The sequence below is a fragment of the Aquipseudomonas ullengensis genome (genome assembly GCF_014174475.1).
Taxonomy (GTDB): Bacteria; Pseudomonadota; Gammaproteobacteria; order Pseudomonadales; family Pseudomonadaceae; genus Aquipseudomonas; species Aquipseudomonas ullengensis.
Genome location: NZ_JACJUD010000002.1, coordinates 830,997 through 838,530, shown reverse-complemented (window position 1 = coordinate 838,530; position 7,534 = coordinate 830,997). Strand labels below are relative to the sequence as shown.

The 7,534-nt window shown below is 60.6% G+C and carries 7 protein-coding genes; 2 read left to right on the top strand and 5 right to left on the bottom strand.

The annotated features are described in order from the left end of the window. Positions 1–641 precede the first annotated feature (641 nt). Positions 642–2,042, bottom strand: coding sequence for a dihydrolipoyl dehydrogenase (lpdA, locus tag H3H51_RS09290; RefSeq protein ID WP_183088757.1), 1,401 nt, complete (start codon positions 2,040–2,042; stop codon positions 642–644). A 347-nt stretch (positions 2,043–2,389) separates the two neighbouring features. Here lpdA and H3H51_RS09285 point away from each other — a divergent pair, with 347 nt between their 5' ends. Beyond that, positions 2,390–3,526, top strand: coding sequence for a thiolase family protein (locus H3H51_RS09285; protein WP_183088756.1), 1,137 nt, complete (start codon positions 2,390–2,392; stop codon positions 3,524–3,526). A 148-nt stretch (positions 3,527–3,674) separates the two neighbouring features. Beyond that, on the top strand, positions 3,675–4,241 hold the full coding sequence (locus H3H51_RS09280; protein ID WP_183088755.1) for a TetR/AcrR family transcriptional regulator: 567 nt from the start codon (positions 3,675–3,677) through the stop codon (positions 4,239–4,241). A gap of 44 nt (positions 4,242–4,285) precedes the next feature. Here H3H51_RS09280 and H3H51_RS09275 read toward each other — a convergent pair whose 3' ends face one another. From H3H51_RS09275 to pcaD, 4 genes are all read right to left on the bottom strand, one after another. Next, positions 4,286–5,080, bottom strand: a complete 795-nt coding sequence (locus H3H51_RS09275; RefSeq protein ID WP_183088754.1) for an SDR family NAD(P)-dependent oxidoreductase — start codon at positions 5,078–5,080, stop codon at positions 4,286–4,288. 150 nt (positions 5,081–5,230) lie between these two features. Beyond that, positions 5,231–6,124, bottom strand: a complete 894-nt coding sequence (locus H3H51_RS09270; protein WP_183088753.1) for a DMT family transporter — start codon at positions 6,122–6,124, stop codon at positions 5,231–5,233. 105 nt (positions 6,125–6,229) lie between these two features. Then, positions 6,230–6,625: a 4-carboxymuconolactone decarboxylase gene (pcaC, locus tag H3H51_RS09265; protein ID WP_183088752.1), complete on the bottom strand. Its 396-nt coding sequence runs from the start codon at positions 6,623–6,625 to the stop codon at positions 6,230–6,232. 111 nt (positions 6,626–6,736) lie between these two features. Next, positions 6,737–7,525, bottom strand: coding sequence for a 3-oxoadipate enol-lactonase (gene pcaD, locus H3H51_RS09260; RefSeq protein WP_183088751.1), 789 nt, complete (start codon positions 7,523–7,525; stop codon positions 6,737–6,739). Positions 7,526–7,534 lie beyond the last annotated feature (9 nt).

The following is a 7,534-nucleotide window of genomic DNA, read 5'->3' as shown; positions in this document are numbered from 1 at the left end:
GTTCAATCTGAGCCATGATCAAACTCTTCAGTTCAATACTGCTTGGGTTTTGAGAAAACCCTAAACTTGGCTCAGCAATCGCAAATCTCTCTATTACTAAAGAGTTAACTCTCGAATTAACGAGTGTTGCTTTGTGATGCTGATAATCAGGTGACTATCAGTCTTACCTCACAAGCACCCACACGAATTGCTTGATTCAGTTGTTAAAGAGCGTTTCGATTAAGCCTTTCGTCTCAACCGAGGCCGCGCATTCTACAGCAGCCTTTCTTTCTGTCAACCAGTTTCGAAGAATTTTTCGTTTCCTCTCAACCGCTTGCGCTTCCGATCTGCTTGCGCTTCACATCAGCGGGAGGCGAATTCTACAGCGTTCAAACTCGCTGTCAACCACCTCTTTTCAGCATCCTCAGCTCTTTCGAACCGAAGCGCCAACAGGATCAAACCGCCACCCTGCCAGCCCGGCGCATTCTACTCGAATCCGCCACCGGAGCAACCTTTATTTTCGTCTAACTCTTTGTTTATCAAGGAGTTTTCAGATCAGGCTACGCCGGAAGAGGTGCGCATTATAGGCTCGTAGAATTCGCCGTCAACACCTTTCAGAGCAGAAATGGACTTTCCTGCTGATAGGCTGCTTTCGACCCAAGTCAGGCTTGCATGATCCACCCTTCAACGCCCATTGCAGCCTGGCGCAAAGCTTCAGAACGAGTGGGGTGCGGGTGGCAGATCAGCGCGATGTCTTCTGCAGACGCTGCGAACTCCATGGCCACGCAGTACTCACCGACCATCTCACTCACACTAGGCCCCACCATGTGTACCCCCAGGATCTCGTCACTGCGCTCATCGGCAAGGACTTTGACGAAGCCCTCTGCCTCATGATTGATCTTGGCTCGACTGTTCGCCGTGAAGGGGAACTTGCCCACTTTATATAGACGCCCTTCTGCCTTTAGCTGCTCTTCAGTCTTACCTACGCTGGCGACCTCCGGCTTGGTGTAGATGACATTCGGGATTACCCCGTAGTTGACCTCCGCCGCCTTGCCGGCGATGCGCTCGATACAGGCAATCGCCTCATCTTCTGCCTTGTGCGCCAGCATCGGGCCCGAGGTAACGTCCCCGATGATCCAGATCCCAGGCACCGCCGCGGCATGATGATTGTTTTCCAGCATGCCACGGCGGTCCGGTACAACGCCGACCGACTCAAGCCCCAATCCCTCAGTAAATGGACGACGACCGATGGCTACCAGCACATAGTCCGCCTGCAGCACCTGCGCCTCGCCACCACTAGCCGGCTCGATACTCAACTCGACAGACTCTGCCTTTACCTTCGCCGATGTCACTTTCGAACCCAGACGAAAAGCCATGCCCTGTTTGCTCAGGGAGCGCTGCAAAGTTTTGCCCACTTCCTCATCCAGCCCCGGACAGATCCGATCCAGGTACTCGACAACCGTCACTTCGGTGCCGAGCCGGCGCCAGACCGAACCCAGCTCCAGGCCAATCACTCCAGCGCCGATCACGACCAGGTGCTTGGGCACTTCCGGCAATGACAGCGCCCCAGTTGAATCCAGGATGCGCTTGTTATCGATATCCACACCCGGCAACGGAGTCGGCTCCGAGCCCGTCGCGATCACCACATTCTTGGCCTGCAGCTCTTGCTGCGAACCGTCGGCTAGCGCAACCACCACCCGCCCTACTCCATCCAGCCGCCCCCAACCCTTGATCCACTCGACCTTGTGCTTGCGAAAGAGGAACTCGATGCCCTTGGTGAGCGCAGTGACGCTGTCATTCTTCTGTTTCATCATCTGCGCCAGGTTAAGAGTCGGCTTGACCTCGATACCCAAGGTGGCGAACTCCGTACCCAACGCTGCCTCGTACAACTCGGAGGCATGCAGCAACGCCTTGGACGGCATGCAGCCGACATTCAGGCAGGTGCCGCCCAGCGTCTCGCGCCCCTCGACGCAAGCCACCTTGAGCCCTAGCTGCCCCGCACGGATGGCCGCGTTATAACCGCCGGGGCCGCCCCCGATAATCACCACGTCGTATGCACTCATGACGAACACTCCTCAAGCCCATGGCAAGTTGGCAAACAGCGACGCACCACACCCACGCGAATCGCTACCTATATAAGAAGAACGCCCTCCGACTTCAGGGCGAGTACATTGAGTAGAAGAACCATAGGTCAGGGCAGCCCACCTCGCCGCTCGCCATACACCGTGCTGCGATCCGCGACAGGTACTCACAACCCCACTCGATAGAGCCCGCCAATCCACCCCGCGCCATCATTGAATTACGCATGACATGTATACACGCCATTTGAATTATGGTCATAATATTTTCAACCAAAGGCCATTCCTTGAATCACGGCCACATTCCACCCACCCAGCGCAGGATCCTAGCCATGACCTCCATCGTTATTGCCGGTTACGCACGGTCTCCGTTTCACTTCGCCAAGAAAGGCGGACTGATCAACCTACGCCCGGATGATCTGGCAGCGCAGGTGCTGCGTGGCCTGGTCAACAAGCTCGACCTCGACCCCGCCGAAGTGGAAGACGTCATCATGGGTTGCGCCTATCCCGAGGCGGAGCAAGGCATGAACATCGCCCGCATTGCCAGTTTCCGGGCGGGCTTTCCTGAAACCCTGGGTGGCGCGACGGTCAACCGCTTCTGCGGCTCCTCGATGACGGCTATCCACTTCGCGGCCGGGCAGATCATGCTGGGCGCCGGTGATGCCTTCATCTGCGCCGGGGTCGAATCGATGACCCGCGTACCCATGGGCGGTTTCAACATCTCGCCCAACCCGACGCTGATGCAGGACTTCCCGCAGGTCTACATGGCCATGGGTTACACCGCCGAGGAAGTGGCCAAGCGCTTCGAGGTCAGCCGTGAAAAACAGGAAATCATGGCGGTCGAGTCTCACGCCAAGGCCGCCAGCGCCCGTGAGCGCGGCTTGCTTGTCGACGAGATTGTGCCGATCACCACGCCGGATGGCCTGGTCAACGAGGACGGCTGCATCCGCCCCGGAACCAATGTCGAAGCCCTGGCAGGCCTCAAGCCAGCCTTCGGCGGTAGCGTCACAGCTGCGACTTCTTCGCCGCTGACTGACGGCAGTGCCGCCGTGCTGGTGTGTACCGAAGAATTCGCACGCAGCCGCGGCCTGGAAATCCTCGCACGGATCAAAGCCGTAGCCGTCGGCGGTTGTGCGCCGGACATCATGGGCATGGGCCCCGTGGTCGCCACCCGCAAGGTGCTGGAACGAGCGGGCCTGAGTATCGATGACATCGACTTGGTGGAAATCAACGAAGCCTTCGCCAGCCAATCCATCGCCTGCGTGCGCGAACTGGGCCTGGATATGGCCAAGGTCAACCTCGATGGCGGCGCCCTGGCGCTCGGTCATCCACTCGGCGCAACCGGCGCGCGCATCACCGGTAAAGCCGCGTCACTGCTCAAACGTACTGGCGGGCGCTACGCCATTGCCACCCAGTGCATCGCTGGTGGTCAGGGCGTGGCGACGCTGCTCGAAGCCGTCGACAACTGAGGGTAAAAACAGCCTGTCGTAGCCGTGGGGCGCAATGCCCTGTTGCTACGGCAGGCTGTATCCGTATATCGCCAGAGTTGTCGCCAGGCGTGGCGAACGGGTTAAGATGTCAGTCAGCATCCTAATCCTCCCGCAGAGGCACCCAGCCATGCGCTATTCCGAAGACCACAAAGCCAATACCCGCCAACGCATCATCGAGGAGGCTTCGCGCCTGTTTCGCCGCGATGGTGTCGGGGCCACCGGCCTGCAGCCGTTGATGAAGACGCTCGGCCTGACCCACGGCGGTTTCTATGCGCATTTCAAATCCAAGGATGAACTGGTCGAGATCGCCCTTGAGCATGCAGCAAACGAGTTGCAGGTCAGCGCCAAGGAAAGCCTCGACAGCGAGACCCCGCTGCCCACCTTCATCGCCCGCTATCTGTCCTCCACGCACCAGGCCAATCCAGGCGCCGGCTGCCCGCTGCCGACCATGAGCGCCGAGCTGGGCCAGCGCGGCCAGCCCAGCCCGCAGACCGATCAGATCATTCTTGATCGCCTGGGCATGATCGAGGCCGCCATGGGCGGTGAAGATGCTGACGAGAAAAGCGTGCTGTTGCTCTCGGCGATGGTCGGCGCGCTGCTGCTATCGCGCAGCGCCCAGGACCCGCAGCTGGCCGAGCGCCTGCTGAAAACCACGCGCAAGCTGTTGATCGAACAAACCGCCACGCAACACTGAAACGAAAGCCCCTGACCTGCTTGGCCAGGGGCCTGCTGTGGCACTTACTTGTAACGCGCCGCCGCGCTGTTACGAGACAGGTTGGGACCGAGCTTGCCGCGCGCGTTGACCAGCGCATTCCAGTCAGCGGCATCCGGCAGTGAAGGAATAGTGATCAGCTCGCCCTGATCGAACCCCGTCAGCGCTGCATCGACCATCTCCCCGACTTCCATGATCATCTCCGGCGGCAACGCCTTCTCGTCCATCCCCGAACGTTCCCAGATCTCCGTGCGCGTCACCCCTGGACACACGGCCTGCAGCTGCACGCCCTGCTTGCCGATTTCCCCATGCAGGGTTTGCGTCAGGCTCAGCACATAGGCTTTCGACGCGCTGTACACCGCGTTGAACATCTCCGGTGCCAAGGCCACTACCGAAGCGATATTGATGATCCCGCCACGCCCGGCGGCCGAGAAGGTGGCCGAGGCGGCGGCTGCCAGGTGTGTCAGGGCGACGATGTTGAGCTGGATCAGCGCATCGACCTTAACCAGGTCCGCTTCGGCCAGGCTGCCATTCATCGCTACACCGGCGTTGTTCACCAGCAGCGTGATCGTTGCGTCGCTACGCAGGCGCTGGGCGACAACCTGGGTATCGGCCGGGCTGGTCAGGTCCGCCTTGAGTACCTCGACTGTCACCCCATGCGCCTGGCTCAAACGCGCCGCCATGGCCTCCAGCCGCGACAGATCACGGGCCACCAACAGCAGGTCAAAACCGCGACTGGCCAGCCGTTCGGCATAGGTGGCGCCGATGCCGGAAGAAGCGCCAGTGACCAATGCTTTACCTTTAATCGTGTGCAAGCTCATCGCAACGCTCCTCTGGTGACCCTGTAAGTCGGGAAAATTCATTTATATTACGACCGAAATACTAGCATGTGGTTTCAGCAAAACCTACTGAGTAAAGCTGCCCAGCGGCAGCTTGCGACAAAGGGTTCGGTCAGGAGAGAAAGCGAGCAATCAGTTCTGGCTGGCGCCACGCTGGCCGAACGCGACCAGCAGGCCGCACAGGCAGATGATGCAGATACCCAGGATCGCCCAGGCATCGGGCATGTGATCGAACAACAGGAAGCCCAGCAGGCCGGCGAAGACGATCTGCCCATAGCCGAACGGCGCCAGCAGGGTTGGCGAGGCGAAGCGGAAGGATTGCGTCAACAGCATGTGCCCGCCCATGCCACAGGCGCCCAGCGCCAACATCAGCAGGGCCTGGCCGAGGGTCTGCGGTGCCTGCCAGAAGAACGGCACCAGCGCGGTCATGATCAGGGTATTGATCAGCCCGGTGAGGAAGTTGCTGGTCGAGGGACTGTCATGGCTGCTGAGGATGCGCGTGATCAGCTGATAGAAGCCGAAGCACAGTGCCGAAGCCAAGGGATACAGGATCTCCACGGTAAACAGCGCCGAACCGGGGCGGACGATGATCAGCACCCCGACCAAGCCGCCCAGCACCGCCAACCACTGGCCGAGGCTGACTCGCTCATGCAGCAGCGGCACCGACAGGGCCAGCACCAGCAGCGGCGCGAGGAAGTTCACCGCCGTGGCCTCCGCCAGCGGGATATGGCGCAATCCGGTGGTGAAGAACAGACTGGTGCCGATCAGGCACAGCGCACGCAATAGCTGCAACCACGGCCGCCCCGTACGCAGCACCCCCAAGCCTTCACGCGGCAGAAAGAAACCTGCCAGCAGCAAGGTGTGCACCAGGTAGCGCACCCACACCACCATGACGATCGGGTAAATACCCGACAGGTATTTGGAAATCGCGTCGTGGCTGGAGAACAGGAAGATCGCCAGGCACACCAGCAGGATGCCCTTCAAGGGCTCGTCGGCGCGGCGGGTGGGAACGGGTGGCAGGCTCATGCAAGGCTCGGGGGGAATACTAAATAGCAGGCTAACAGTTAGCCTGCTTCAAGATATCCCCGGATCGGCAACGACTCAAGTCATGGATCGCCAGCGGGGATCACATCAGTCCTGCAGCGATTCCACACCCATCTCGTCCCACACCTCTTCCGCCAGGTGGAAGGTGGCGTTGGCCGCCGGGATGCCGCAATAGATCGCGCTCTGCATCAGCACTTCCTTGATCTCTTCGCGGGTCACGCCGTTGTTCTTGGCGGCTTTGAGGTGCAGCTTGAGTTCACCTTCGCGGTTCATGCCGATCAGCATGGCGATGGTGATCAGGCTGCGGGTATGCCGTGGCAGGCCGGGGCGGGTCCATATGTCACCCCAGGCGTGGCGGGTGATCATTTCCTGGAACTCTTCGTTGAACGGCGTGAGGTTGTTCAGGCTGCGGTCGACGTGGGCGTCGCCCAGCACCGCGCGGCGTACCTGCATACCGGCTTCGTAGCGTTGTTTTTCGTCCATTTCTTGCTCCATGGATAAATGCAGGCCCGGTAGGAGCGAGCTCTGCTCGCGAACGTAGGCAGCGCAACAGCTTCGCGAGCAGAGCTCGCTCCTACACAGAGCCAAGCGGCGTCAGGCTTGCAGGAAATCCAGCACGCGCTGGGTGAACAGCTCGCCGGCTTCGACATTGGACAGGTGCGCAGCGTGGAACTCGACCATCTGCGCCCCCGCCACACGCTCCACCAGGAAGCGCCCATCGGTCGGCGTGGTCACGACGTCCTGTGTACCGCAGACCACCAGCAGCGGCAGCTTGATCGACGCCACCTGCTCGCGAAAATCCGCATCGCGCACCGCCGCACAGTTGGCCGCATAGCCTTCTGGCGAGGTGGCCGCGAGCATGCCGACCACCGGTTCGACCTTGGCCGACTCGGTAATCGCGAACTCCGGGGTGAACCAGCGTGCCACCGAGGCATCACGCAACGCCCGCATGGCGGCCGAACCATCGCGCAACACGGTTTCGATGCGTGGGTTCCACACCTCCGGACTGCCGATCTTGGCTGCGGTGTTGCACAGCACCACGCGTTGCAGGCGCTCAGACGCGTTGACCGCCAGCCACTGGCCAATCAGCCCGCCCATGGACAGGCCGCAGAAATGCGCACGAGGGATATCCAGCGCATCCAGCAGGGCCAGCACGTCGCGGCCATTCTGCTCGATGCTGTAAGGCCCCTCACTGACCAGCGATTTGCCGTGGCCACGGGTGTCGTAACGCAGCACCCGAAAATGCTCGGTGAACGTCGGGATCTGCGCATCCCACATATGCAGGTCGGTGCCCAGGGAGTTGGACAACACCAGCACCGGCGCAGTCGCTGGGCCTTCGAGCAGGTAATTCAGTTCGCCATCGGCGAGTTTTACGGCAGGCATGCAAAGCTC

Coding starts and splice junctions, on each gene's coding strand:
- lpdA (WP_183088757.1), bottom strand. CDS start 2,042: ATGAGTGCATACGACGTGGTGATTATCGGGGGCGGCCCCGGCGGTTAT.
- H3H51_RS09285 (WP_183088756.1), top strand. CDS start 2,390: ATGACCTCCATCGTTATTGCCGGTTACGCACGGTCTCCGTTTCACTTC.
- H3H51_RS09280 (WP_183088755.1), top strand. CDS start 3,675: ATGCGCTATTCCGAAGACCACAAAGCCAATACCCGCCAACGCATCATC.
- H3H51_RS09275 (WP_183088754.1), bottom strand. CDS start 5,080: ATGAGCTTGCACACGATTAAAGGTAAAGCATTGGTCACTGGCGCTTCT.
- H3H51_RS09270 (WP_183088753.1), bottom strand. CDS start 6,124: ATGAGCCTGCCACCCGTTCCCACCCGCCGCGCCGACGAGCCCTTGAAG.
- pcaC (WP_183088752.1), bottom strand. CDS start 6,625: ATGGACGAAAAACAACGCTACGAAGCCGGTATGCAGGTACGCCGCGCG.
- pcaD (WP_183088751.1), bottom strand. CDS start 7,525: ATGCCTGCCGTAAAACTCGCCGATGGCGAACTGAATTACCTGCTCGAA.